The organism is Bacillus sp. FSL W7-1354 (assembly GCF_038002405.1).
Taxonomy (GTDB): Bacteria; Bacillota; Bacilli; order Bacillales; family Bacillaceae; genus Bacillus; species Bacillus paralicheniformis.
Map to the genome: position 1 here is coordinate 1109371 of NZ_JBBOCL010000001.1, position 26034 is coordinate 1135404.

Annotated in this window: 24 protein-coding genes and 1 pseudogene; 3 read left to right on the plus strand and 22 right to left on the minus strand. The window is 46.2% G+C overall.

The window, feature by feature from the left end:
* Positions 1–38 precede the first annotated feature (38 nt).
* Positions 39–1049, minus strand: a complete 1011-nt coding sequence (locus MKZ04_RS05805) for a TRAP transporter substrate-binding protein (RefSeq protein ID WP_341045495.1) — start codon at positions 1047–1049, stop codon at positions 39–41.
* 466 nt (positions 1050–1515) lie between these two features.
* Here MKZ04_RS05805 and MKZ04_RS05810 point away from each other — a divergent pair, with 466 nt between their 5' ends.
* Positions 1516–2526 (plus strand): LacI family DNA-binding transcriptional regulator, encoded by a 1011-nt coding sequence (locus MKZ04_RS05810; RefSeq protein ID WP_341045496.1) that lies wholly within the window; start codon positions 1516–1518, stop codon positions 2524–2526.
* A 255-nt stretch (positions 2527–2781) separates the two neighbouring features.
* Here the strand turns inward: MKZ04_RS05810 and arsC are convergent, their stop codons facing one another.
* The 4 genes from arsC to MKZ04_RS05830 form a co-directional block, all read right to left on the minus strand.
* On the minus strand, positions 2782–3201 hold the full coding sequence (gene arsC / locus MKZ04_RS05815; protein ID WP_341045497.1) for an arsenate reductase (thioredoxin): 420 nt from the start codon (positions 3199–3201) through the stop codon (positions 2782–2784).
* A gap of 22 nt (positions 3202–3223) precedes the next feature.
* Entirely contained in the window at positions 3224–4519 is a 1296-nt protein-coding gene (locus MKZ04_RS05820) for an arsenic transporter (RefSeq protein WP_341045498.1), read from the minus strand.
* Positions 4520–4641: 122 nt separating this feature from the next.
* Positions 4642–4989 (minus strand): ArsR/SmtB family transcription factor, encoded by a 348-nt coding sequence (locus MKZ04_RS05825; protein ID WP_195536424.1) that lies wholly within the window; start codon positions 4987–4989, stop codon positions 4642–4644.
* 206 nt (positions 4990–5195) lie between these two features.
* Entirely contained in the window at positions 5196–5789 is a 594-nt protein-coding gene (locus MKZ04_RS05830; RefSeq protein ID WP_103750458.1) for a YdeI/OmpD-associated family protein, read from the minus strand.
* A 123-nt stretch (positions 5790–5912) separates the two neighbouring features.
* Between MKZ04_RS05830 and MKZ04_RS05835 the strand changes: the two genes are divergently transcribed.
* Positions 5913–6638, plus strand: coding sequence for an endonuclease/exonuclease/phosphatase family protein (locus MKZ04_RS05835; RefSeq protein WP_341045500.1), 726 nt, complete (start codon positions 5913–5915; stop codon positions 6636–6638).
* A gap of 22 nt (positions 6639–6660) precedes the next feature.
* On the opposite strand, the gene MKZ04_RS05840 is transcribed toward MKZ04_RS05835, so the two are convergent.
* The 15 genes and pseudogenes from MKZ04_RS05840 to MKZ04_RS05910 form a co-directional block, all read right to left on the minus strand.
* Entirely contained in the window at positions 6661–7518 is an 858-nt protein-coding gene (locus tag MKZ04_RS05840; protein WP_020451679.1) for a RhaT/GlcU family sugar-proton symporter, read from the minus strand.
* A gap of 143 nt (positions 7519–7661) precedes the next feature.
* Positions 7662–8814: pseudogene (locus tag MKZ04_RS05845) on the minus strand (glycoside hydrolase family 10 protein); the annotation flags it as partial.
* Between the two features lie 127 nt (positions 8815–8941).
* Positions 8942–10144, minus strand: coding sequence for a DHH family phosphoesterase (locus MKZ04_RS05850; protein ID WP_341045502.1), 1203 nt, complete (start codon positions 10142–10144; stop codon positions 8942–8944).
* A 155-nt stretch (positions 10145–10299) separates the two neighbouring features.
* Complete coding sequence (gene pflA / locus MKZ04_RS05855) at positions 10300–11058, minus strand: pyruvate formate-lyase-activating protein (RefSeq protein ID WP_026579623.1); 759 nt, start codon at positions 11056–11058, stop codon at positions 10300–10302.
* A gap of 60 nt (positions 11059–11118) precedes the next feature.
* Positions 11119–13344, minus strand: coding sequence for a formate C-acetyltransferase (pflB, locus tag MKZ04_RS05860; protein ID WP_341045504.1), 2226 nt, complete (start codon positions 13342–13344; stop codon positions 11119–11121).
* A 275-nt stretch (positions 13345–13619) separates the two neighbouring features.
* A complete protein-coding gene (locus MKZ04_RS05865; protein ID WP_341045505.1) occupies positions 13620–15119 on the minus strand; it encodes a glycosyltransferase family 4 protein in 1500 nt (499 codons plus the stop codon).
* 137 nt (positions 15120–15256) lie between these two features.
* The gene (gene dacB, locus MKZ04_RS05870) at positions 15257–16729 is read right to left on the minus strand and encodes a D-alanyl-D-alanine carboxypeptidase/D-alanyl-D-alanine endopeptidase (protein WP_341045507.1); all 1473 of its coding nucleotides are present in this window, start codon (positions 16727–16729) and stop codon (positions 15257–15259) included.
* A 63-nt stretch (positions 16730–16792) separates the two neighbouring features.
* A complete protein-coding gene (locus MKZ04_RS05875) occupies positions 16793–17509 on the minus strand; it encodes a hypothetical protein (RefSeq protein WP_341045509.1) in 717 nt (238 codons plus the stop codon).
* On the minus strand, positions 17506–18216 hold the full coding sequence (locus MKZ04_RS05880) for a fluoroquinolone export ABC transporter permease subunit (protein ID WP_341045510.1): 711 nt from the start codon (positions 18214–18216) through the stop codon (positions 17506–17508). The genes MKZ04_RS05875 and MKZ04_RS05880 overlap by 4 nt, the downstream gene beginning before the upstream one ends.
* Positions 18213–18440, minus strand: coding sequence for a hypothetical protein (locus MKZ04_RS05885; RefSeq protein WP_341045511.1), 228 nt, complete (start codon positions 18438–18440; stop codon positions 18213–18215). The genes MKZ04_RS05880 and MKZ04_RS05885 overlap by 4 nt, the downstream gene beginning before the upstream one ends.
* Positions 18441–18466: 26 nt before the next feature.
* Positions 18467–19066, minus strand: coding sequence for an ABC transporter ATP-binding protein (locus MKZ04_RS05890; protein ID WP_341045512.1), 600 nt, complete (start codon positions 19064–19066; stop codon positions 18467–18469).
* Complete coding sequence (locus MKZ04_RS05895; protein WP_145623904.1) at positions 19059–19664, minus strand: TetR/AcrR family transcriptional regulator; 606 nt, start codon at positions 19662–19664, stop codon at positions 19059–19061. The genes MKZ04_RS05890 and MKZ04_RS05895 overlap by 8 nt, the downstream gene beginning before the upstream one ends.
* A 186-nt stretch (positions 19665–19850) precedes the next feature.
* Entirely contained in the window at positions 19851–21029 is a 1179-nt protein-coding gene (locus tag MKZ04_RS05900; protein WP_020451688.1) for an NAD(P)/FAD-dependent oxidoreductase, read from the minus strand.
* 36 nt (positions 21030–21065) lie between these two features.
* Positions 21066–21500, minus strand: coding sequence for a DUF1641 domain-containing protein (locus MKZ04_RS05905; RefSeq protein ID WP_341045513.1), 435 nt, complete (start codon positions 21498–21500; stop codon positions 21066–21068).
* A 398-nt stretch (positions 21501–21898) separates the two neighbouring features.
* Entirely contained in the window at positions 21899–22129 is a 231-nt protein-coding gene (locus MKZ04_RS05910) for an excisionase family DNA-binding protein (protein ID WP_025810773.1), read from the minus strand.
* 93 nt (positions 22130–22222) lie between these two features.
* Here MKZ04_RS05910 and MKZ04_RS05915 point away from each other — a divergent pair, with 93 nt between their 5' ends.
* On the plus strand, positions 22223–22447 hold the full coding sequence (locus tag MKZ04_RS05915; protein WP_020451692.1) for a hypothetical protein: 225 nt from the start codon (positions 22223–22225) through the stop codon (positions 22445–22447).
* Positions 22448–22517: 70 nt separating this feature from the next.
* On the opposite strand, the gene MKZ04_RS05920 is transcribed toward MKZ04_RS05915, so the two are convergent.
* Together MKZ04_RS05920 and MKZ04_RS05925 are read right to left on the minus strand one after the other, a co-directional pair.
* Entirely contained in the window at positions 22518–24470 is a 1953-nt protein-coding gene (locus MKZ04_RS05920) for an AMP-binding protein (protein ID WP_197407297.1), read from the minus strand.
* A 30-nt stretch (positions 24471–24500) separates the two neighbouring features.
* Positions 24501–26030 carry an acyl-CoA carboxylase subunit beta gene (locus MKZ04_RS05925; RefSeq protein WP_341045515.1) on the minus strand — a complete coding sequence of 510 codons (1530 nt, stop codon included), beginning with the start codon at positions 26028–26030 and terminating at the stop codon, positions 24501–24503.
* Positions 26031–26034 lie beyond the last annotated feature (4 nt).

The window sequence follows — 26034 nt, forward strand, 5'->3', positions numbered from 1 at the left end:
CTTATCGAAACATATTCGAGTCCCTCATTCATCCAGAGTCATTTTACTTTTTTAGCTTTCGCACGAATTTCCCTATAGTATTTTCCGATCAATTCTTTTTTGGCAAACTCATCATGAAGCGGGCTTACCGCTTCCCGGAATAGAGTCTTGTCTGGTTTGTGGAACTTCACTCCCATTTCCTTTGCCTTCTTAACCGCATTTTCAGTTTCTTCAGCCCAAACGATTTTGTGATACTCAGTAGATTCTTTCGCCGCTTCGATCACCGCATGCTGCTGCTCTTCGCTTAATTGATCCTTTTTGTCCAAATTCATGATTAAAATATCCGGAACGATCGCATGTTCCGAGTATGAATATTCTTTTGCCACTTCCCCGTGATTGCTGCTTGTTAAAGCCATTTCGTTATTTTCGGTGCCATCGATTACACTTGACTGCAATGCTGTATACACTTCTCCATAAGCCATTGGAGTAGGTGCTCCACCCATGAGTTCCACCATTCGAATCGCTGTAGCACTCGGCTGCACCCGAATTTTTAAACCTTTAAGGTCATTTGGGTGCATAATCGGTTTGTTCTTTGTGTAAAAGTTCCGTGAACCGGCATCATAGTAGGTTAATCCAATAAAACCTATGTTTTTCGTTGTATCATACATTTCTTTTGCAATATCACTGTCCATGGCTTCATAGAAATGATGTTTGCTGTCAAATAAATAAGGCAGGCTGAAGATGGAGTAGACCTCTGAAAAACTTTCTAAAGCGCTCGCACTTACTTTAGCCAGATCGACAGCCCCGGTTTGTGTCAATTCAATCACTTCACGCTCTGAACCGAGCTGAGCATTTGGATACAATTGCACTTTAACGGTGCCATTGGTTTTCTTTTCTACGTCTTTTGAAAATTTGAGTAAAGACTTGTGGACGGGGTGCTCCTCATTATGGTTGTGAGCAAGCCGTAACGTTACGGTTTTATCGGCGCCTATTACATCGCTGCTTTTACATCCCGTAAGCATCCCAAAGATTAAAGCGCATACAAAAAACACGGATAGCATTTTTCTCATGAACTACCCTCCTTGAATCTCATGACCGTTGCTTTCTAAGCAATGATTGATTGCGATTCATGATTTCTTTCATCGTCATATTTTTTTGATAGCGTTTACAATTTCGCTCAAATAGTGAACGAATAAGTAAAATTTTTGCATTGTATGTTTCGGTTTATCCTCTGAATCCCGTTTCCGATGATGTTCAGTAACAATTTGTGTAATATTTTAGTGGTGCAAGACATTAGATGATCGTCTTTCTCACCCTTCCCCTCCTTTACGATAAGTTTAACAACGTTGTTAAAAATAAACGTTGCTTCATCATCCGAAAAACTCCTTTAACAACGTTGTTATTTTATTCGGAAGATGTATATGATTGTTATTTTATAATGTATCATTTATAATAACAACGTTGTTATTTATTATCATAAAATTATTTTCGAAAATTTGCAATATTATATTTTTAAGGATTTTTTGGAGGTCCAAAATGACTGTAACTATTAAAGACATCGCCCACGCTTCCGGAGTAAGCTATTCAACAGTCTCAAAGGCTTTAAGAAACAGCCCTCTTGTAAAGCCGGATACAAAGAAAAAGGTCTTGCAAGTTGCCGAACAATTAGGGTATACTCCGAATTTTGCAGCGAGAAGCTTGGCATCTAAAAAAAGTCAAACGATCGGACTTGTCTGGCCTACAATTGAAAGAATCGCTTTATCGGCACTTGTTACAAAAATAAATGAAGTGGTCGAAAAGAACAGCTATTCAATGATTTTATCCGTTAACAGAGCTAAAGAGGCAGTGGAATTGTTCAAGAGTTTTCGCGTGGATGGGATCATGATTTTTGAAGAAGGCGGCGAAACTCAGCTTAGTGATGATGCTGGATTAACGATTCCTATCTTATCTTACGGAGTGTCAGGTGAACATACACATCCTATTATCGATGTCAATCATAAAAAAGCAATTTACAAAGCCGTTGCGTATCTGTATCAACTTGGCCACAAAAACATTAGCTACGTTGGCGACCTTTCCCCTGCCGATAAGCGTCAGATTGAAAAAAGCAAAGGGTTTGAAGAGGTTATGATGGAAGCCGGTTTAAAGTTAAGTCGAAACAGTATTTTAAATACTAATGGGTTAAGCTGGTATAACGGTTACACCGCTGCGAAAAAACTGTTACAACAAACCTCAAAACCTACAGCTATTATTAGCGGAAGCTACGATATCAGTGTAGGGATTTTACGAGCCGTAAAGGAACAACAGCTCAGCATACCCGAAGACCTATCTTTAATTTCTTATGATAATATTCCTCAAATGGCAAGCCTTGAAACCCCGCTGACGAGCGTAGGGGTTCCAATCGATCAATTGGCTCACAAAATGGTCGATTCTCTGCTGTCTCTTATTCGTGAGCCGGGCTCAATACCATTAACTCAAAAAATGGACCCTGAATTAAACGTCAGAATGTCATGCTCTTCTCCAGCAGTTTTAGGTAAAGAAAACAATTAACATTTAAAACGAGTCTTTCAGGTCATCTTTTCTTATTAAAGTGAAAAATCCCCGGCCTGGGGGTTTTTTAGTGTTCGCCGGGAATCCCTTGGTACTTATTCAGCCGCTGGCAATGGATTTTACAGAATTTCTCGGTAAATTGATTTCTGAATTTTTACATGAACGGCCGCATGCCTTTTGGTACGTTCTTTCTTTATCAAAAATAGATGTTTCTAAAAAATACAAAGCTCAGGTAACAATACCTGAGCTTTGTATTTATTCGCCTGTCTCCGCAAAACGCTTGACCCGCTCTCCAATTTTATCACGTACACGCTGAAAGAATGCCCATTTTTCTTCTTCTGTCCCTTCTGCTTTGGCGGGATCGTCAAAACCCCAATGCTCGCGCTTGACATGCGGCGGTGTCATCGGGCATTTATCAGCCGCGTCCCCGCACAGCGTAATGACGAGGTCTGCGTTTTGTAAGATATCGGGATCAATGATATCGGACGTCTGCTCAGAAATATCAATGCCTGTTTCTCGCATGGCTTTGACCGCGTTCTGGTTTAAACCGTGCGCTTCAATCCCTGCACTGTGGACATTCCACTCGTCTCCGAGGTGTTTCTTCGCCCAGCCTTCAGCCATTTGGCTGCGGCAGGAGTTGCCTGTGCATAAAAAATAGATGGTCTTTTTTGACACTGGTCATCGTCTCCTATCATGTTTAATGGATGATCAACAGCCACACATAAAGTCCGGCAAGCGTGATGAACAGGGTTGGAATGGTCAAAATGACACCTGTTTTAAAATAGGTTCCCCAAGAAATCTTTACGCCTTTCAGTGAAAGGACGTGAAGCCACAAAAGCGTCGCCAGGGAGCCGATCGGCGTGATTTTCGGACCGAGATCAGAGCCGATGACATTGGCGTAAATCAGCGCTTCTCTGAGAATCCCGTGTGTGTCGGTATTGTGAATCGCAAGCGCATCAATCATCACCGTCGGCATATTATTCATGAATGAAGACAGGATGGCTGCGATAAAGCCCATTCCGATTGTTCCGGCAAACAGCCCTTGATCACTGACGGTCTGGATGACCTGTGAGAGAATATCTGTTAAGCCGGCATTTCTTAAACCGTATACCACGACATACATCCCGATTGAGAAGAAAACGATCGCCCATGGCGCTCCCTTCAGCACTTTCTTCGTTTGTACCGCGGGGCTGTTTTTCGCTGTAATTAAGAAAATGACGGCGATCACGCCTGCGATGATCGAGACAGGGATCGAGAACAGCTCGCTGATAAAGTAACCGGCCAACAGAACGGCTAATATAAGCCATGACAAGCGGAATATTTTCCTGTCTTTAATCGCTTCCGCCGGTTGTTTTACATTTGTCATGTCATAATGCCGCGGAATGCTTTTTCTGAAAAACAAAAAAAGCACGATGATGCTTGCAATAAGCGAAAACAGGTTTGGAACAATCATTCTTGTTGCATATTCAATAAATCCGATGTTGAAAAAGTCAGCTGAGACAATATTGACAAGGTTGCTGACAACAAGCGGCAGCGATGTTGTATCCGCGATAAATCCGCTTGCGATAATAAAAGGAAAAACGAGCTTTTCTTCAAAATGTAACGCGCGTACCATGGCGAGGACGATCGGCGTCAAAATTAAAGCTGCTCCGTCATTGGCAAACAGAGCCGCTACTACGGCTCCGAGCAGGGAAACATAGACGAACATCCGAATGCCGTTTCCTTTCGCTGCCTTGGCCATGTGCAGGGCGGCCCACTCGAAAAATCCGATTTCATCAAGAATCAGGGAGATGATGATGATCGCGACAAAAGTTAAAGTCGCATTCCATACGATTCCCGTCACATCTAATACATCCTGAAAATTGACGACCCCGGCAATTAAAGCCAGCGCCGCACCTCCGCAGGCCGACCAGCCGATGGATAGATTTTTCGGCTGCCAAATGACAAGCGTGAGGGTCAGAAGAAAAATCAAAATGGCCAAGACTGTCGTCATCGCGTGTACGCCTCCTTCATAGGTTTCCTCTCCGGACAAATCTTATAATAAAATTATTATATAAGTCAATGTTTATATGAAAAGTGAAATGAAAAAGAGGGAACCGTCCTCCCTCTGCTTTTTTATTGGCACGAAACGGGTCTTTCTTTTCTTTTAATGGTTTGAAGAACCTCATCGTGTTCATCGATCTGATTGAGAATGGCAAGGACCAATTCGCGCTCCGGAAAGTCGTCATGAAGCGAATAAAAACGCCATTGCTCCCTTCTTTCTTCCTTGATCATATTTGCACTTTTCAGCTTTCGTAAATGCTGGCTGATTGCGGGCTGGCTTGTTTCAAACATATCGACAAGCTGGCAGACGCAATATGGTTTCTCCTGGAGCAGTTTCAGAATCAAGAGCCGGGTAGAATCGCTCAATATCTTCATGCAGCTCACCGTGCTTTTCGAATCAAGCTTCGTTTGTACGGTCATGACCTTCCCTCCAATCTCAGGCGCATGCAGCTGGTATATTGCATCCATTATATAAATGTCTTTTTATATAATCAAGCGGTGATCATCAAGGTATGGATCTCGTGCCATTCGAAAAATTGAGCGGCCCTTCACTAATCAATTCACCGCTTCTTCGGCCATATGGTTATGATTCGCCTCTCTCATGAAAACGGTAGTTGCGAAACAGACTAGTCATTCAATCCCTTTCCATCAAGAATTTGCTTTGTATATTTTTCAATCCTCGATTCTCGGGTTTTGGATTGTTTTGGTTTAGAAAAATAAAGAATATATGCTCTTTGCCGTCCCGGCGTCAATTCTTCAAACGCCGTTTTTAAAGCTGGGATTTCAGCGAATTTTTTTTGAAGCTCTTCTGGAATCGTATATTCCGCAGCCTTTTTAAACTCTACTTCAAGACCGGCTTTTTCCACTTCAATCGCTTCATTGATGTAAGCTTTCAAGATGGTTTCCATTTCAGCTATTTCTTGTACATTGGTGAATCGAATCTGCCGCGCGGCTTGTACATTCTCCGTCTGCTGGATAAGAATCCCGTTGGGGTCCTTTAACAAGGCGCCTTTATGAAACAAGAGCGCACAATATTCTTTAAATCCATGGATTAATACGATGTTTTTATTCTCGAACGTATAGCAAGGATGCTTCCACTTGAAATCTTCGTTCAGCTCACAGTCAAGAACAATTTGACGCAGCTTCTCAAACTCTTCCTTCCACTTCTCGGCTTTGCTTAAAAATTCATCAACCTTTGGATTCGTTCTGCTATTTGTCATCAAGGAACACTCCTCTTTATATCATAATGTCATTTTAACCTAATCTCGCTCCGCCGACAGCAGAAATATTTTAATCGTTCCGGAGGTACAATATGCTTAGCTTAAAGAAGAGGCGGGTTGATTATGAAATTTGGCATCATGACATTTAATATCCATCATGGAAAAGGAAGGGACCGTCGCGTTGATTTAGAGAGAACAGCCGGTGTGATCGCCGAGAGCGGCTGCGACATCGTCGGCCTTAATGAAGTAGATCAGCATTTCTCCAATAGAAGCGATTACGAAGACCAAATCGGCTCGTTAGCAGAACAATTGAACATGCACTATGCGTACTGCCCCTCCCTTTCATTGAGTTCCGGTGATTCTTCAGTGAACAGGCAATACGGGAACGCTCTCTTAACGCGTTTTCCGATTGTGAAAGAACGGCATCATTCATTCAACTTTGTCAAAGGGCTGATCGAAGGAAGGTCTCTTCTTGAGGCTGATGTCCGGATCGGTGATCGGTTCCTTCGCGTCTTTGTTACGCATTTGAGCCTGAATCCGTGGCTTCACGGCAAGCAGACGGATTTTTTAATCGAGAGCGTTCAAGAGAGTGATCTGCCTGTGATCGTCATGGGAGACTTTAATATGAAACCTCATTCACGGGGGTGGAAAAAGGTCGCGGAAAAACTGGCCGACCTGTGGGATGAAAGACAATACGGACAGGGGTTCACCCACCCTTCGCACCGCCCGAGACGACGCTTGGACTACATCTTCCTCAGCCGGTCTTTTCATGTGTCAGCGGCTGAAGTTGTCGCCGTTGATCCGAACGCTTCCGACCACCTGCCGCTTAAGGGCATTGTCACATATTAAAGGACGGCTTGAGAAGCCGTCCTTAAGCTTTTGCAATGCCCAGCAAAACGCCGGCTGCGACGATTAATATAATGCCGATGGCGATACCGATCAGCTGCCGCTTCGTTTTCTTTTCGCCGAGCAAAATAATGCCGCCGAGCGTTGAGATGACGATTCCCATCTGCGATAGCGAAAAACTGGTCGCTACGCCGACCCGCGGCTGGGAAATGAATAAAAACATGTTTCCGGCTGCCCAGATTAAACCCGGAATGATATTTTTGATGACGTAAAAATTAAACGGCTTATGCCTGAATGTCAAGATCAAGCCACCGGCTACCATGCCGATAGCCTGAGGAAAAAGAGCCGCCCAGCCACTGACATCGAAAAGCCGTACGACGACGACATACACGAGATAGCCGAATGTGGAAATCAGCAAAATCACGATTCCCTTTTTCATGTCGCCGGTTTTTTCCTCCGATTTTTGGCTGCGGTCTTCCAGCGATGTCAGCACGATTCCCACGATGATGAAAATCAGCGCCAGAATCCCGAGAACAATCGAGATTGTCGTCGCCCACTCGCGAAAAACAAGCACGCCGAACAAAGAAGTGGATACAAGCTGAAGTCCTGTTGAGATCGGCATCGTTTTAGACACGCCGATCAACTTGATGCTTTTCAGCTGATTGGTCTGACCGAGCGCCCAAAATAGTCCGGAGACGACGCCGACGGCAAATATACGGGGGGATAATTCAGGCTGGACGACGAAGTAGATTCCGATTGAAAAAATTAAAGCGCCGAATGTCGTACCGAGCACCTGGCTGTACGGTCCGCCCCCAAGCTTTACATTAAAGAGCACAATGCTTCCCCAGAAAATCGCTGGTAAAATCGCTAAGAAAATGTCCATTTGATGTAAACCTTTCTTTCCTTGTTTTTATCTATTAAGGTGCTCTATTCATGCGATTTTTAACACAAAAAATCCATTTTGAACATTGTCAAAATGGATTGGTACTGTTACCGGCGGCCGTATCACTAAAATATCAGTTTTCACTGTTTGCTGTTTACGCTGTCAAGCCAAGGCATACCGGGAATAGCTGCCGGTTTTTTGTACAAGTCCTGGATCAGCCTGTCTTTTATGCCGAGCGGGTTCCGGTTTAAATCTTTCAGGCTGAAATGGATGCTTCCCATCACATTTGAGGCGCGGTTTAAGGCGATCTGTCGCGGATATTCTTCAGGGTCTGACCAGGCAGGATCTGAGTTTTGATTGATTTTATAGGCTGCTTGTCCGATGTATAAATGAACGGGGCGTTGGCTGACTTCATTTTTCCACCAGTCTACTAAAATGTCGTAGGAAGCCGGGGCAAAGCCGATGCTCCAGTAGATTTGCGGGGCGATGTAATCGATGTATCCCTGCCTGATCCATTCCCTCGTGTCAGCATAAAGGTCGTCATAGTTTGTCATTCCAGCGGCTGTATTTGATCCCGTCGGATCATCTGCTATATTGCGCCATACACCAAAGGGGCTGATTCCAAATTTGACCGATGCTCTTTCTTTTTTGACGGCGGCGTTGATCTGTTTGACAAGCTGGTTGACGTTGTCCCTCCGCCAATCTTCAATATTTGAAAAACGTTCCTTTCCATATTGTTCATACGTGCTAAAGTCGGGAAATTCGACGCCCGCAATTTTATACGGATAAAAATAGTCATCCATGTGAACGGCGTCGACTTGGTAATTCTTGACGACCTCTGCTATGCCTTGGACAATGAATTCCTGTGCCTCAGGAATGCCGGGATTGTAATACAGCTGTCTGCCGTAGGCAACCACCCAATCGGGGTGCATTCTAGCCGGGTGATCCTGTGAGAGCCTGTTCAAATCCGTATGATTCATCGTGATCCGAAGGGTTGAACCATGCATGAAATTCAAGCTTTCTCCGGTGGGTTTCTTCGAGCAAAAATGACAGCGGATCGTAGCCGGGGTCTTTTCCTTGAACGCCTGTTAAGTATTCCGACCACGGCCCGTATGCGGAAGGATAAAACGCATCCGCCGCCGGCTTAATTTGAACGACAACTGCGTTCATCCCCATGGCTGTCACAGCATCCAAAAGCTTCACATATTCTGTTTTTTGCTCTTCGATTGTCAGCCCTTTTTTCGAAGGCCAGTCAATGTTTGTGACGGTGGCGATCCACACGGCCCGAAATTCTTTTGTTTCGCAGCTTGTGTTCTTTTCTTTCATGAACATCTCCCCTTTTGGAAAAATCGGAACTTTCTGTTATTATATGCCGGCTGTTCTTTTTTGTATATGAAAAAACAGGCCAAGACTGTCGAAGTCTTTAGCCTGTCGTTTGGATCGCCTGTTTCACCTGCTGCATCAAATATTGGACAAATGCTTCATCCCTTGCGAGCCATGCAGCATAATTTCTTTTAATAAACCGTTCTGCCTCTTCGAATGAAGTAAATGTCTCATGCTGAGTCACGCCGTTTAATTGAATGTTCCAGCCGTGTTCTCCAGGAAAGAGAAAAAACTGGTCTTCGTCCCTGTTGATATAAAGGCTGCCGTTGTCCGAGTCTTTTACATTATAGACGTTTTTAAAGGCATCCGCTCTCAAGGGCTCCAGCGGAAACGGTTCAGTCACATACAGCTTGAATGCTTCATCTGTCAGCGGGCACCCCGCTGCCTTGGCATGGCCGCCTCCGCCGAACGTGCCGGCGATTTCTGATACATCTGTTTCATCATGGATGGTGCGAAGGCTCACTTTTTTGCCGCCCATATTTAAGATGGCGATATAGTCAAGGTGCGGATACGTTTTTCCGAGTTCGTTCCCTACTTCGGAATGATAGGATTCCGCATGCACGATGCCGACGCAGTGTGCATTGATGAAGGTCTGAACGATTTCCCGCCGTTTCCTGCGGATATACCGTTCAATTTTTTCTTCTTCCATATCCAAGATTTTTTCTTCGAATTCATCAAATGAAAACGCGTCGCTTTCTTTAAGGCGCCGGACCATTTTTTCCTCAAATTCGTCAATGGAGACCATAAAAAACAGGTCATTCAGGCGCTTTGCTTCGAGCGCGTCCGTCTGTTCCCATTCCCATGTATCATAGAGGCGTACGAGTTCGACAAACTGATCCATCGCTTTTGTCTCTTGAATATGGCCGTTGTCTATTAAGTATTCATAAAAAAGAGAAGTCGCTGAAGCGAGCCTGCCGTCCTCATATTGAACTTTTACCATGCCCCAAGAGCGTTCATTCAAATGAAGCGCAGTTTTGTGGTGGTCGATGAGTTTGACCTTTCCGCCCGCTTCAGCATATTGGTCCAGCCTTTCTTCATTTTCTTGATGAACGGACAAGTCCGTAATAAACAGGCCTTCATGCTGTTTTTCTTTTCCTTTTGTCCGTTCCAGAAAACGTCCGACTTGCATATCAAGTCCGGTGACCGAATTGTAGCGGACCTCGACCCGTTCGCCAAAGGCCACCTTTGCGAGAATTCCGCAGCCGACTCCGTCCAAGTCGTTGTGAGAATACAAATGATACATGCTTCCCGCCCACCTTGCTGTTTTATTGTCGGCCTGCCGCAGCAGGCGCATCTTTCTCATCTTACTATTGTAAAAAAAGGGATTTTTTATACGGTTGTGCGGTAAGACAAAAAGGACAGCTTTTTGTTGGAAAAAGTCTGTCCGGTTAAAAGGGTTTATGTTTCTTGCAGCATGGCTCCGCCTTGCAAGTGGGCGGTGAGTAGTCTGTATGCGTTTTCGGCCCTGGCGGCACTTGGCGGTTCAACCCCTTTTAATGGATAATCCAGGCCAAGCGCTTCCCACTTGTAGACGCCGAGTTTGTGATAAGGAAGAACCTCCACCTTCTGAACGTTCGCCAGTGTGCCGATAAACGTGCCGAGGGCTGCTAAATCGTCATCGATATCAGAGATCCCCGGAACCAGTACATGGCGGATCCAGACGGGGACTTGATGATCAGCGAGAAACCGGGCAAAATCCAATATGTGGTCATTCGGCATTCCTGTCAGGTTGATATGTTTTTTCCTGTTGATATGCTTGAGATCAAGCAAAACAAGGTCTGTATACTGGATCAGCTCTTTGATCTGCTCTTGAAATGCCGGCGCCGCCGAATAGCATCCGCCGGACGAATCGAGCGCCGTGTGTATGCCATGGCTTTTACAGGCTTTGAACAGCTCGATTAAAAATGGCAGTTGTAAAAGCGGCTCGCCTCCGCTAACGGTGATGCCTCCGCCTGATGATTGAATAAACGGGAGATATTGCTGGACATCCTGAACGATTTCGGAAACCGTCATTTGTTTTCCGGTTCCGATTTCCCATGTATCAGCATTATGGCAAAATTGACAGCGCATCAGGCAGCCTTGTGTGAAGACGACATATCTGATGCCCGGACCGTCAACGGTGCCGAATGTTTCGATCGAATGAATATTTCCATCCATGATGAAGATCACCTCTTTTTATGGGGCGGAGCGCCTCGGCCGCGCTCCGCTTTATGCTCGTTACATCGATTCATGGAAGGTACGGCTGATAACGTCTAACTGCTGTTCTTTCGTCAGCTTAATAAAGTTGACCGCATAGCCTGAGACGCGAATCGTTAACTGCGGATATTCCTCCGGATGTTCCATGGCGTCGAGCAATGTTTCTCTGTTAAATACGTTTACATTTAAGTGATGCCCTGTTTTTGCGGCGTAACCGTCAAGGATGCTTGATAAATTGACGGCGCGGCTCTCTTCGTCTTTGCCAAGCGCTTTCGGGACGATCGAAAAGGTGTTGGATATGCCGTCGAGCGCATAGCTGTAAGGCAGCTTTGCCACTGAAGACAGCGATGCAAGCGTTCCTTTAGTATCGCGGCCGTGCATCGGATTCGCGCCTGGAGCAAACGGTTCTCCCGCCCGGCGTCCATCTGGCGTATTTCCGGTTTTCTTGCCGTAAACGACGTTTGACGTGATCGTTAAAATTGACATGGTATGAACAGACTGGCGATATGTCTGGTGCTTGCGCAGTTTTTTCATAAAGCGCTTGACAATGTCAACGGCGATCGCGTCGACGCGGTCATCATTATTTCCGTACTTAGGAAAGTCGCCTTCTGTTTCAAAATCGACGGCAATGCCGTTTTCATCGCGGACAACATTGACTTTGGCATATTTGATAGCGCTTAACGAATCGGCCACAACGCTCAAGCCGGCGATCCCGGTGGCCATCGTCCGCAAAATGTCCGTGTCGTGCAGCGCCATTTCAATTCTTTCATAGCAATATTTATCATGCATGTAGTGAATGACATTGAGCGTATTGATGTACAAGCCTGCAAGCCATTCCATCGTCTGATCGAATTTATGCATGACCTCGTCATAGTCCAGCATATCGGAAGCAACCGGAGGCATTTCCGGACCGACTTGCATTTTATGCTTTTCGTCTTTTCCGCCATTAATCGCATATAAAAGCGCTTTCGCCAAGTTAGCGCGTGCTCCGAAGAACTGCATTTGTTTGCCGATTGCCATTGCCGATACACAGCAGGCGATGCCGTAGTCATCCCCGTATTCAGGACGCATGATATCGTCATTTTCGTATTGAATCGAGCTCGTTTTAATCGACATTTTGGCACAGTAGTTTTTAAACTTTTGCGGCAGCCTGACAGACCAAAGGACGGTTAAATTTGGTTCCGGTGCCGGACCTAAATTGTCAAGCGTATGCAGGAAACGGAACGAGTTTTTCGTGACGAGTGCGCGTCCGTCGTGCGCTATTCCGCCAATTGATTCTGTCACCCACGTCGGATCGCCGCTGAACAGCTCATTGTAGTCAGGTGTGCGTGCAAATTTGACCAAGCGCAGCTTCATGACAAAATGGTCGACAAGCTCTTGGGCCTCCTGTTCTGTTAATGCGCCCGTTTTCAAATCTCTTTCGATGTATATATCAAGGAACGTGGACACGCGGCCAAGGCTCATTGCTGCTCCATTTTGCTCTTTAATGGCAGCCAAATAGGCAAAATACAGCCATTGAAATGCTTCTCTTGCATTCGCCGCAGGCTCGGAAATGTCAAAGCCATAACTTGCTGCAAGTGCTTTAAGTTCGTTCAATGCCCGGATTTGTTCTGACAATTCTTCACGCAGGCGGATGTTTTCTTCAGACATCACGCGAGAGGTGCCGGCCGCATCTTTTTTCTTTTCATCGATCAAGAAATCTACGCCGTAAAGCGCCACTCTCCGGTAATCGCCGATGATGCGTCCGCGCCCGTAAGCATCAGGCAGTCCGGTAATGATTCCGACCTTTCGGGCGAGTTTCATTTCGTCCGTATACGCATCAAACACGCCTTGGTTATGGGTTTTGCGGTAATCGGTAAAGATTCTTTCCACTTCTTCATTCAATTCAAAACCATAGGATTCACATGCTTGTTTCGCCATGCGAATGCCGCCGAAAGGCTGAAGCGACCGTTTAAACGGCTCATCGGTTTGAACGCCGACGACTTTTTCCAAGTCTTTGTCCAAATAGCCGGGACCGTGCGAGGTAATCGTTGAGACGATCTCTGTATCCATATCGAGGACGCCTCCGTTTTCACGCTCTTTTTTTGTCAAGTCCATTACATGATCCCATAATGCCGATGTAGCTTCCGTCGGAGGTTCGAGAAACGATTCGTCACCTTGATATGGCTCAAAGTTCGAGAGAATAAAATCGCGGACATTGACTTCTTTTTGCCAAACGTTTGTGGTGAAACCTTTCCATTGTTCCATTTAAATCCCCCTCTTTTCAAGTTGAAATGATATAACAGTTGTTGCATTTATATCTTATGTTTAATATAACAGTTTTGAATGTGATAAAAATCACATATTTTGTGAAATAGTTAACAAATTTAAGAAAGTTCTTTGAACATCGCGTTTTTCCTAATATAGGATGTTGTTTGAAGCAATTTTCTTATTTGAATCTGTATTATAATAAAGTCAAATAAAACGAAAACTGTTATATAAAAAACCGGCTAAACAGCCGGCTTGCGCAGAAGTATTTATCATCAGTCGAGGGATACGAACTGATTGCCGAATGCTTCGATAGTGCTTTTCAAGACATAGCTGCCTCGGGGGAGCTGGTGAAATTCATAGCACCCTTTCGAATCGACCGCTTTTGTCTGCAGTAAAACGCCTGACAAATCATAAACATGAATGTAATGGTCCTCTTTTTTAAGTTGGCTTTTGAGATGTTCCGGGATTTCCCCGGCAATCGTGTACTCCGCTTCTGACGTTTTCTTTTCACCGATTTGTTCGAGGATTTCCAGGTCCAGCCCCTGCTCTTTTCGATGATTTTTGCAGGACCGCACTGCTCTTTTTTGTGTCTCGAATGTTTGATACAGGTTTTCGATCGACCTCATGTGAAAGCTGATATCCCAATGTTTCATAGCTTTTTGATACGCTTGGCGCCCCAATTTTTGCCGGGTTTTGTCATCGTCGAGCAGCAGGCGCAGCTTTTCAGTAAGCGCTTCGCTGTCTGCCGGGGGAACAAGCAATCCGTTCGCACCGTCATCAATGATTTCTTTTACCCCGCCTACGTTTGCCGCCAGCACAGGTTTTGCGGAGAACTGCCCTTCCAGGATGACTAGCGGAAATGTATCGTGAAGCGACGGCAAAACAATGACATCACTAATATTCATTAAGTCGGGTATATCTTTTCGCTTTCCGAGAAAAGAGACCGCCGACGCGATACCGAGCTTTTCGGACAGGCTTTGCAGAGTTTCGAGCTCCGGACCCTCGCCTGCGAGAAGGCAGTGAAAATCATCCCTTTCGCACCGCAGTTTATAAAGCGCTTCGATCAAGTAGCGGTGTCCTTTCACCGGAACGAGCCGCGCCGGACAGAGAATGATCTTTTTTCCTTGATGCGGGAGGCTTTTAGGGAGATTATTTTTCTTTTCGATAAAGGGTGTTTTTACAATTCCATACGGGATGACTCGGATGTTCGAAGGCGTCACACCAATTTGAATCAGCTCGTGTTTCAGCCATTCGCACGGAACGGCCACAACGTCTCCGGACATTGCGCCCAAACATTCTTCGATTTTCATGTATTGCTGTTCCTGGCCGCTTTTCTCGTTATATTCCTCGGTAATCTTTGCTTCATGATATTTAAAGTTATGGAGGGACACGATTAAAGGCGTGTGCTGAGGTTTGGAACGGGCCAGTGCTCTTGCCGTCATAAAATCGTGGCAGTGGATCAAATCATACTTCTTAAGATCAAACTGTTTAACAGCTTGTTCCAAACTGTAGCGCTCCATTTCACGCCAATATATCCATAGGGGATATTTTTCGGTATAAGCTGTTTGAAGACGGTGAATGAGCTCATGTTTTAACCGGTGTTTATCGGCCGGCTGCTGATCGGCGACCTGAATGTTGAGCCATCGGGTATCGTGCGACATTAAATCGACAGAATGCCCTTCTCCTTCCAAGCTTTTTCTAAGGATATCAATATAGGTAGACGGGCCGTTTGTATGTGGAGAGTATCGATAATAAGCCAGTAAAATGTTCATAAATTTCCCCCTGCCTGCTGTTAAACTTATAGAAAATGAAATCTCTTAGCATTATATGGCCTCAGCTGAAAAACGTACGAAGTGAATGGAAAGCCTTTTCAATAAAGAAAACCCATTGCCTTCAGCAATGGGAGCTGTCATGAAGAAGCTAATATTTGAACGATTTTATCTTCAATATCCTTTCCTTTTTCATCATCTGCGAGCTGATTGAGAAGAATGGAGAAAATCAATGTCTTGCCGCTTGCAGTATCGATATAGCCCGACAAGGTACTGACGGTTGAAAGAGAGCCTGTTTTCGCTCTGACTTTGCCTTTTAGAGCCGGGTCTTTCAGCCGGTTTCTTAATGTGCCGCCGACCATTCTGTCGCTTTCCCCCGCAACCGGGAGTGAACGGGCAAACGACGGAAACCATTTCTCTTCTTGAACGGAATACAATAGCTTTGTGATCTGGTCGGCAGAAATCAAATTGATATGCGAGATGCCTGAGCCGTCTCTGAGAACGATCTTTTCTGTGTCCATTCCAAATCCCTGCAGTTCTTTATTCAACACTTCCAGACCTTGATCCCAGCTTCCTTCACGGCTCGCGGCTTTTCCCATTTCCTTGATCAGTGTTTCGCCATGGCCGTTGTTGCTGAGCTTCATAAAGGGGATCATCAGCTCTGAAAGCGGCATGGATTGATGTGCGGTGATGCGGCGCGCTTTTTTTGGCGCTTTGCCGGTTTTAGTCTTTCCCAGGATTCGAATGCCTTGTTGCTGTAAAGCCTGTTTAAATAAATCGAGTGCATATTCTGACGACTCCCAAACCGCAACCCATTGTCTGACCCTTGAAGCGCCTTGTGGAATCGTCCCTTTGATTTGGATGGTATTTCCGCCGTGTTCCCTTTTAATCGTGATATCTTTTTTTCCGTCTGCAGCAACGGTCTTGGCACCGTTTTCGATTTTGACATGATTAGTTTGCGGGGTAAGCGATACAACGGGTTTTTTTCCGGTTTTGCCGTCAGGATTCACGTCGATGATGACCGTTCCGGCATCATAGTCTTCGTTTGGCGAAGCTGTTAAAGCCGAGATCTGCGCTCCGTAGTATGCGTCTTCATCGCTCCAGGAAAGGTCTGGAGAGTAGCGGACCTCATCATACCAGGAATCATCGCCGACCAAGTCTCCCCGGATGACAGTGATCCCTTGTTTTCGGATTGCCTTGGCCATTTGCTGAAAATCGGCTTTCAAAAGCGTCGGATCGCCTTTTCCTTTTAGATAAAGGCTGCCTTTGAGTGTGCTCGCGGATCGTGCGCCGTCTGTCATCACTTCTGTGGGAAAGGTATAGTCCTCACCCAGGATGGAAAAGGCAGCTGCTGCCGTTAAAAGCTTCAGATTGGACGCCGGTCTCATCCGTGTATCGCCCATATGGCCGTATATCATTTTCCCGCTTTCCGCGGACCTGACGCTGATGCCTGCGAGCGCTCCTTTTAAATCAGGCTCGGTCTTTAACAGCTGATCGATTTGCTCTTTGAGCCCGGCGCCTTTTTCCCCGGCGGCCAAGCCGTCTATGCTGCCGGCCAACGTCAATACAAAGATCATCATCATACACAGACAAAGCTTCATATTTTTCTTCATAGAATATCCCGCCTCCCGCTGATGGTTCTAATACTTTATTGCAAAACGCGGCGGGATATACTCCTATTGGTCGGTTTTCACCAAAAACCTCCGGTATAAAAGCAGCAGCATCATTACATGCAGCACAACTCCGATGAACCCGAAAACGAAAACAAGCCCTTCATGAGAAGTTCCTGCCAAGTACGTTTTCGCTGTCCAGTAGGTCGGCGTGAAAACGCCGAAAAGCTGCCACGGCATAGGAATAAAATAAACCGCGGCCGGCATGAAGGTGAGCAGGCTGAACCCTTTCATTAAAGCGAGCCCTTCCACTTTGTTCGAAGCGTAAGCGGCTAAAAGCAGCGTGTAAATCGGGGCTTCAAGCGTGACTATGATCAGGATGAACAAAAGGTACACAGAGCCGGGCGCCATTAAACCGCCGGATGCAAACAGCAAAATGCTGTAGCAAAAAGTCAGCGCCATTGGCAGGATGAGGCGTATCAAGACATATCCGCGCTTCGACAAGGGCGTCACGGAAAAATACTGAATCATATTTTCGTCGCGCTCATCAAGCAGGATAAACCCCGACATGATACCGAGAATCAGGGGGATGAAAAGCATGGCAAAGCTCATGATCAAATGACGGTATGGGGTGATATTGAATGCCGCCAGTTCCGCTGACAAAGGAATGCCAGCGGCTGTCACGATGATGAGCAGAAAAGGTGCCAAACCGTAAAAAGCGAGCATTGAATCACGCTTGATCTGTTTCATATCTCCGCGTATCAGCTGAATGATTTTCATCATCGTGTATCACCTCCGCCAAGCTTTAATGTGATGAACGTTTGAAGTGAATGCCTCGCCCACAAATACGCGGCTCCGTTCCACAACAAGAGAGTGGAAATCGCGTAGACGAGCTCCCACTGCTGAAGGCCGGTAAAGGCGGAACCTAACAGCATTAATGAGGCCTTTGACGGCAGAGCGTAAAACAGCGGGCTGCTCCAAATGCCCGCTGTTTCAAACAAAGGGAGAACGAACACAAAGGTGCTCAAAGAAGACAAAAAGAAAAATCCGTTTAAGGTTTCACACCGCACCGCCAAACCTAAGCCGATCATCGTGAAGAAAAATGAAGTGCACAGCACGCCGCAAGCGAACAAACCGGAATTTGTTCCATAGCCAAACACACTGCTGTGGATGAAAATGCTCGATCCGAGAGACAAAACGGATAAAGACGCCGTTTTGGAAAGAATATACTCACTCGCACTTAGCGGCGTTACAAACAGGCTGTCATGGATGTTTTGCCCTTTCTCCAGTAAAACAAGACCCCCGATGAAGAAAAACCCCAGGAAGCTCGGGTCTGAAAACGTCAAGGCAATGTTGGCCGCCTCCCTGTAATCAGCTGGAAGAAACTGCAACACAGCGATATACACCGCGCTGATCAGCAAATAGGCATAATAAAAACCGTGCTTGAACTGAAGTTTGATATCATAGGAAATCGCTGATAAGATCCTCAACTTAAACGCCTCCCCGTCACATCGATAAAGATGTCTTCAAGCGATGCTTCTTGGGAATGAATGGTTTCCACAGGGTGGTCCTTGATCAAGTTCAAAAATTCCGGGCTGCTGCCGATCTGATCAAGGTCGAATTGAGCAGTTTCCAGCTGCCTGCGGCTGCGGTACTCCACTTTTACGTGCCTTTTTCCTTTTTGCACTTTCAAGGCGCGCGGAGAATCAATCAAAGCCACCCTGCCGTCAACGATGAAAGCTACGAATCGCAGATTTCTTCAGCTGTTTGCATGTGGTGCGTTGTGATCAGGATCGTCTTTCCTTCCGCCTTTTTGTTCAGGATAAGCTGTTTTAATTTTTTGGCATGCACGGTATCGAGCCCCGAGGTCGGTTCGTCTAGAAATAAAAGATCAGGCTGATTGATCAGGGCTCTCAAAAAATTCAGCCTCATTTTCATGCCTTTTGAGTAAGCGGATACCTTTGTCCGGCCGTACTCTTCAAGACCCGTTAAAGCGAGCAGCGTTTCCGGCTCCTCGGTTTCAGATGCATACAAGGAACGGAACAAATTTAAGTTTTCCAGTGCCGTTAATCGTTGATAGAAATTCGGAAATTCAAAGGCGACGCCGATTTTCTCATAAAAGGAGCTGTCGGCTTGACTCAATTCTTTCCCCATCACAGAAACCCGGCCTTCATATTGCTTTAAAATACCGATTAATATTTTTTGAATCGTGCTTTTTCCAGCGCCGGACGGGCCGAGAAATCCAAAAATTTCACCCTTTTGAATCGAAAAGTCGATTCCTTTCAATACGGGCGTTTTTTGTCCGGGGTATGTGAAGCGAAGCCCGCTGACTTCAATCATGGGATGCATCCTCCTTGGCCGAAAGCCCCTGTCCGATCAATTCGATAAGCAAATCCATCGTTTCGTCATAGCGGTCTTCCCCAATATTTGATTTTTGAAAGGATAAAAGAACAATGGCGCGAATCACACTGACGATCGTCTCCGGTTTTTTTCTGACAAGCCAGCCTTTTTCCTGGCCCATTTCAATTAAAGGCTTGAAAAAATCTTCGTCGCTGTCGAAATGCGCCTGCAGCTTTTCTTCGGGGAGTTTGCGGAAGAGTGTCTCGAGTAAGTTGTCATCGTAAACTTGGCGAATGTACGGGTTATCTTCCATCACCGCCAATGCTTCACGCAAAAACTGTGCAAATGTTTTCCCGCTTTCAGAAAATGATGCCTCAAGCTGGGCGCGGATCTTACTTTCTTCCTGCTGCAAAATCTCAAAATAAAGCTCCTCTTTCGAGTCGAAAAATGTATAAAATGAGCCTTGGGCAATTCCGGCCGAGGCTGTTAGCTCACCAACGCTCGTTTTTTTCAATCCAAGCTGCGCAAAAAGCTCTCTTCCGCTTTGCACTAAAGCTGAGCGTATCGCTTCCTTTTCTTTTTCGGTAAATTTTGGCATGTCAGTCTCTCCATGATTTATAAACATATGAATATTTTTATTTTATATTCATATAATGCGATGAGACCGTCTTTTTGTCAATGCATTTTGGTTCAAATTTACCACAATATTTTCATTTGCCCGTCAAATTTAAAGCAAAAAAAAGCACCACTTATAGTTTAAACTATAAGTAGCGCTTCATTTCCATTAATAAGCAAGGCTGAACAGACCTTTAATATGAGTCAGATAACGGACGTTGCTCGCTTCTTTCATCAATGAAGCAGGCAGGCCTTTAAGAGATGTACTGTTCGCGCCGATAACGGCAACTGCATCTTTGCGGCCAAGGCTTGCAAGCGTGCCTGAGTTGACAGGGCTGAACGTTTCCATTGATTTGTTTTCTAAGTATGCATACAGGTTGTAGCCGATCAGCTCGCCCATTTGCCAAGCGATTTGAGCTGTCGGAGGGTACGGACGGCCATCCGGACCGAAGACAACGGCGCTGTCTCCTGCAACAAATACGTCTTCATGTGATGTGGATTGAAGGAAATCGTTTACAGTTGCGCGTCCGCGGTTCACTTCAAGACCTGACTCGCCGATCAGCGGATTGCCTTGAACACCGCCGGTCCAGACAAATGTATTTGTGACGATTTTTTGCCCGTCTTTCAAATCAACAACGTTTCCTTCTACATTTGTGACAGGCAGTCCTGTCAAGAATTCAACGCCGCGTTTTTCAAGGCTCTTTGTCGCACGTTCGATCAGTTCATCCGGAAGAACCGGCAGGATTTTCGGACCGGCTTCAACAAGCTTCAGCTTGATTTCTTTCGGATCGACACCGTAGCTTCTCGCAAGGTTCGGCATGATATCGGCGAGTTCACCGACAAGCTCGACGCCTGTTAGTCCGCCGCCGCCGATTAGGATCGTAGCATCCGCTTCGTTTTTCGTTTTAGCGTATTCGCGCACGCGCTCTTCAACATGCTTGAAGATCTTGTTTGCATCGTTTGCAGATTTGAGCACCATGCTGTTTTCTTGAAGGCCAGGAATGCCGAAGTAAGCAGTGACAGAACCAAGACCGACGACAAGCGCGTCATACGTCAGGGTAGAGCCGTCAGAAAGAGCGACTTCTTTTTTGTCAACTGAGAACGAGTTGACTTTGGCGATTTTAAGATCGATGTCTTTTCCTTTGAAAAGCTTTGCAAGCGGCATCGCAATGGCCTGTTCTGACACGTTGCCCGCAGCAAGGCGATGCAGTTCTGTGATGATTTGATGTGTCGGGTATTGGTTAACCACTGTGATTTTTGCTTCTTCTTTTGTGTAGTGTTTGCGAACTGTTAAAGCAGACAGTAATCCGCCGTAACCAGCGCCTAAAATGACGATATGTTTTGACATCGTGAATCCTCCGTCCTTATTCTGAATGTATAGTGATTATTTTTGTTTTTCGCGTTCTGACATGATTTGCAGGTAGCTTTGAACAAAGCGGAACATCTTTTGGGCCTGCGGATCTTTAAGCATTTTCAGCAAACCGAAAAGTCCGATGACTTCATTGCTTTCGTCAGCGCGGTCTTTTGCTTCAATGGTGGTAGCCGCGATTTCTTTTGCCGTATCTTTGACAGGCTCAAGAATTTCTGTGATGGCACCGACCGTATCATTTTTTAATACTTCATCAGTTGCAACGGATTGTGCGAAATCGTAAGACTTTGTCAAAATGTTGACCAGTTCTGTCAGCTTTGGAAGCTGGTCGACTAAAACAGTCAAAGACTCCTGTACTTCAGGTTTTAGCAGTTGATCGATAAGATCGCGTTGGCTTTGGCTTACAGATTCGTTTGTTTGATCAGCTGTTTGATCGATTGTTTCCGGCATAACCAATTCTCCTTTTCAATAAGCGATGTGCTGTTTTTTGAAGGAACCCCTTTTTCACAGTTTGTGAATTTGTGCACAAACAAGTCCGCAAAAAGGTTCTCCCCTTTTGTGTTTGTTTTGCTGTTTTCAGTCTGGAATTCCCGAAAACCCGCAATCTCAAAACACGCTGTATTTTTTACTACTAAATGATAACACTTTTTGAACAAAAAATGAACGTGATTGTTTCGGAAATGAAATAAAATCATAGAAAACTTTATATATAGGGCTTCTTTCATCCCTTTCATTTCCTATATTGTGTCTTTTTTTACGAAACGTCCCATTCACACGTCATGATAGAGTCGTGCGAATATTTCCTAGAAACGCATCTAGTTTACATAATGAAATTATCGTTATCTCGGTTAATCTTCATCTTTAACATCCGGATCTTCGGGGATGGGTTCGTTCAGAACGGATTCCGCCCACTCTTTATACTTTTCCATCTGTTCCATATGGGTATTGAATTGATCTTTGTTGATTAAATGCTGCTGCCCGTCGAAGACGGTGCGAATTTTCTTTTCTCTCACAAGCTGTTCAACATGTGCTTCTGAAAGCGTTAAATATTCTGCGGTTTCCTTTATCGTCAAGTACATGTTTTAGTTCCTCTCGTTTTGATTTAGGCGAACGTTGCGATTTTAGGATCATACGATAAGATATATCAGTTTAGATGATGGAGGCCTATTTCTATGTATTCAAAATGGAATTCTGAAACGTCTTATCCGCCTTCAGCCCCGCACATGCACACCGGCCAATCTTCTCAGCAGATGAATCAAAGGCTGAAAAATCTCGAAGATCAAATGGAATTGCTGATCAAACTCATGGAATGCAACAATCAGCTGCTGCGTTCAATTGAAGAGCAGCAAAACCGCGTCTGCGCGGCCGGCGGAGGTTCGGTTATCGTCAGAATGTGAGTTTTTGGTCTTAAAATAAAAAGAGGAAGGACGTGTCCTTCTTCTTTGTCTGCAAGCCTTATCCAGTATACTACAGATTTTTTTGCGCTGAAAGGCCGGCAATTTCATCGTATGTTTGACGATTTTCCAATGTTGACAAATCGCCTGCCGGCTCGTTCAAATAGGCAGCTCTGATCAGCCGTCTCATCACTTTTGCATTTCTCGTCTTCGGTAGACCGCTGACAAAGTAAACCGCTTTTGGCTTGATCGCTTTACCGATCGCGTCAGAGGCGAGGTTCAGCAAATCATCTTTTAGTTTTTCCGACGGCTTTTCCGACTGTGTGAGGACGACAAAGCAGACGGCAGCCTGACCTTTGAGCTGATCCGGAACGCCGATAACGCCTGCTTCCGCCACCGCTGGATGGCCGACCAGTACGGACTCTATTTCGGCGGGCCCGATCCTTTTCCCAGCAGTATTGATCACATCATCAGAACGTCCGCTGATCGTCCAGTAGCCGTTTTCATCACGTTTTGCCCAATCGCCGTGCACCCAGACGTCAGTCCAGCGGCTCCAATATGCTTTTTCATATCTGGACGGTTCCTTCCAAAAACCATTCGTCATGCCGACCCACGGCTTTGTCAGGACAAGCTCCCCGACTTCATTGACGACTTCCTCCCCTTTTTCGTTGAAGACATTGGCCGCCATGCCAGGCAGAGGCGAATTAAACGTCATCGGCGTGATCGGCCGCAGGAGCACATTGCCCAAAATGCCGCCTGAAATTTCCGTTCCTCCTGAATAATTAAAAATAGGAATCCGCTCTTTTCCAGCATGGCGGAACAGCCATATCCACGGTTCATAATTCCAAGGTTCTCCCGTTGAGCCGATTGCCTTCAGACTGCTCAGGTCGCATTGAAGAAGAAAATTTTCGCCGTGCTGCATCAGTGAGCGAATGAGCGTCGGAGAGACGCCGAGATGCGACACCTGGTGTCTGCTGACAAGCTCCCACAGCCGACCCGGGGCCGGGAAATCCGGTGCTCCGTCATACAGCAAAACTGCCGCTCCGTTTATGAGTCCCCCGAATATTAAAAACGGTCCCATCATCCAGCCCATGTCTGTAAACCAGAAAAACGTGTCCCCTTGTTTGACATCCATCCCGAAGCCCGCATCAAATGCAGCTTTCAGCGGAAAACCGGCGTGGGTATGAACCGCTCCCTTCGGTTGTCCTGTCGTGCCTGATGTGTAAAGCAGCATGAGCGGATCTGAACTGTCCATTTCTTCTGTCATCTGGAGAGGATCGCTTTTCATCAATTCATTCCAGTCTATATCTCTCTTATGATTCCAATCTTGTTCGCCATCGTGAAGCCGGCAGACGACAACTTTTTGGACAGTGGGGGCGCGGTCTGCTGCTTTGTCAGCTTCTTTCTTCATACAGACCTTCTTTCCCCTTCGCAAAAAGGCATCTGCCGTGACAAGAATTTTTGCTCCGGCAGCGCTGAGTCTCGCGGCTGCCGCATGGGCCCCGTAGCCTGAAAAAACCGGGGAGAATACCGCGCCGATTTTAGCGGCGGCAAGCATGGCGATGACCGTTTGCGGGATCATCGGCATGTAAATCGCAATGACATCCCCTTTTGATATGCCTTGTTTTTTAAAGCCTGCTGCCGCACGGGCGACTTTTTGATGTAAAGAAGAATAGGTGATCCGTTCTGTTTTTCCGTCTTCACTTTCCCAGATGAGGGCTGTCCTCTCGGCCGTATCAGGCTGTCGGGACCATTTTTCCACGGCGCTGCAAACGGCATTTAAGCGTCCGCCGGAAAACCATTTCGGCCATTTTATGCCTTTATCGAGATTCAATGTTTGGCTGTACCGCTTGTACCAGCTGATGCCGAGCGCTTTTTCGGCCTCTTCCCAGAACCAGGCGATATCGTCTGTACTTGCTTTCAAAAAATCATCATAGTCGGAAAAACCGAGAGCTGTCATCCATTGAAACAGCCGGGTCGCTTTTACAAATTCCGGATCAGGCTGCCAAACCGCTTTTTCGGCCATACCGTTTCCCCCTTTTCGTTTCATTGGCCTTTAGACGGGATAAACAGGATGCTTCCGTTCCGTAAATATCATGTATTTGGTCATATATGCATTCAGCCGTTTGATGAGTTCCGTACGAAGCGAATCGGCCGGAATGACCCCGTCGACAATCATTTCTGAAGCAAGCCGGTAAATGTCTATGTCTTTTTGGTACTCTTCCCGTTTTTCGGCAATGAAGGCGGACCGCTCTTCTTCAGGCAATTGTGCGATTTTTTTGGCATAAACGGCATTTACCGCTGCTTCCGGACCCATCACAGCAATCTGAGCCGTAGGCAGCGCCAGACAGCAGTCAGGCTCAAAGGCCGGTCCCGCCATCGCATACAAGCCTGCGCCATAAGCTTTCCTGACGATGACAGATATTTTCGGCACGGTTGCTTCGGCCATCGCTGAGATCATTTTCGCACCGTGTCTGATAATACCCGCCCTCTCGACTTTTGTTCCGATCATAAAGCCGGGGATATCAGCCAGAAACAGCAGCGGGATATGATAGGCATCGCACAAATTGATAAACTTTGCGGCTTTGTCTGCCGAATCGTGAAACAACACACCGCCTTTGACACGCGGCTGATTGGCGATGATGCCGACAGGCTGCCCGTGAATCCTCGCCAAACCGGTAATCAGCTCTGGCGCGAACAATTTTTTGATCTCATAAAAAGACGCTTCATCAATGATCTGGTCGATTAAATCCATCATTTGAAACGGTGCGTTTTGGTTTTTCGGAATGATCTCCTCCAACGGCCGGTCAAACGGACGAGCGGGTTTTGCTTCAATAACAGGCGCTTTTTCGGTGTAATTCGGCGGAAAGTAGGAAAGATACCGGCGCGCCGACTTGATCGCATCTTCTTCCGTTTCGGCAAGAATGTCTCCGCAGCCTGAAACAGAACAGTGCATTCGCGCTCCGCCCATTTCTTCAAGCGACACTTTTTCGCCGATCACCATTTCCGCCATGCGCGGCGAGCCTAAATACATCGAGGCGTTACCTTCGACCATGATAACGATATCGCAAAAAGCCGGTATGTAGGCGCCGCCTGCCGCTGAAGGACCGAACAAAAGACAGATTTGCGGGATGCGCCCGGATAATTTGACTTGCTGATAAAAAATCCGCCCTGCTCCTCTTCGCCCCGGAAACATGTCAACTTGATCCGTAATCCTTGCGCCTGCTGAATCGACCAAATAAAGAAGCGGACAATTCAGCTTTTCGGCTGTTTCCTGGATGCGGATGATTTTTTCGACGGTTCTCGCTCCCCATGATCCTGCTTTCACCGTTGAATCATTAGCCATGACGCAAACGGTTCGGCCGCCGATTTTTCCGATTCCCGTGACGACTCCGTCTGCTGGAAGCCCGTCTGCCATGCAATTGGCAAAAAAAGCGTCCTCAAGGTCGAGGCCTTCGTCAAGCAGCAGCTTTAATCGGTCTCTGACAAATAATTTTCCTTTTTTCTCATTAGCTTCATGGTATTTTTGCGCTCCGCCTTCCTGAATCCGGCGAATGCGTTCATACAATTCCTTTTCGGCCGGCATCGGC